1 protein-coding gene is annotated in these 1,123 nt (G+C 48.3%); it reads left to right on the top strand.

Annotated elements, in window-relative coordinates; genetic code table 11:
• Positions 1–83: 83 nt before the first annotated feature.
• Positions 84–1,123: KxYKxGKxW signal peptide domain-containing protein (locus QOS01_RS10335; RefSeq protein ID WP_283622259.1), on the top strand; the 1,040-nt coding region annotated here is incomplete at its 3' end.

Raw genomic sequence — 1,123 nt, 5'->3', positions numbered from 1 at the left:
GGAATTCTATTATCTAATCGAACATAATTGATTTCTGGGCTATATATACTTAATTATTTTATTTTTTATAGGGGGATTCTTTTATGAAGAATAATGCATTGCATTACAAGATGTACAAGGCTAAGAAGAACATCGTCTTCGCCGGCCTTGCTACTACCGCCGTTTTGGCTGGTTTGACTCTGTCTAACGTTAACAATACCGCTTCCGCCGATGCTCAATCTGGTGCACCTATTACTTCTACCTCTACTGCTAGCGACGCTAACAACGGTTCCGCTGCTACTTCAGGTGCAACTTCTACTGCTACTTCTGGAGCAACTTCAGGCGCTACTTCCAACGCTACCTCTGATGTAGCTTCTGACGCCGTTTCTGAAGCTAATGCTAAGGTTACTAGTGCTAACGCTGCTAACTCCAGCGCTATTGCTACTAACTCCGCTGCTGTTAAGAGCGACGCTGAAAACCCTGTTCCTGCTTCCAGCAACACTACTGACCCTAAGGCTGCGGTTTCCGAAGCTAACCAACTGACTAGCCAAGCTAAGCAAATCACTGACAACACCGCTACTGCTTCTCAAAACTTGAGCAACGCTAACGCTACCCTTGCCAGTGCTTCCGCTAACGTTACTAGCGCTACTGCTGCTTACTCCGCTGCTAAGAAGGCTGCTGACGCTGCTTCCTCTAACGCTAACGCCGCTGATGCTGCTTACACTGCTGCTAAGAGCGCTGCTGAAGCTGCTAACTCCGCTGCCGTTGTTGCTCAACAAAAGGCTAACGCTGCTGGCCAAACCTACACCACTGCTTCTGACGCTCTGGTAAAGGCTAACAAGGCTGCTTCTGACGCCCAAGCTGCTGCTAACGCTGCCGGCCAAAAGCTTGAAGAAGCTAAGGCTGCCCAAACTAAGGCTGAAGCTGACTTAGCTACTGCTCACGAAGCAAACGTTACTGCTATCAACAACTACAACGCTGCTAAGAAGGCCGTTGCTGACGCACAAAAGGCATTTGACGATGCAGAAAACGCTGAAACTGACGCTGCCAAGAAGGCAAGCGAAGCTGGTTCTGTAGAAGATGCAGAACAAAACGTTGCTAATGCTGAAAAGGAAGCTGAAAAGGCTGAAGCTGCTTTGAACAC

The sequence above is a fragment of the Limosilactobacillus avium genome, from assembly GCF_947381485.1.
In the GTDB taxonomy this organism is placed as follows: domain Bacteria; phylum Bacillota; class Bacilli; order Lactobacillales; family Lactobacillaceae; genus Limosilactobacillus; species Limosilactobacillus avium.
This window is presented reverse-complemented; position numbering and strand designations above follow the sequence as displayed.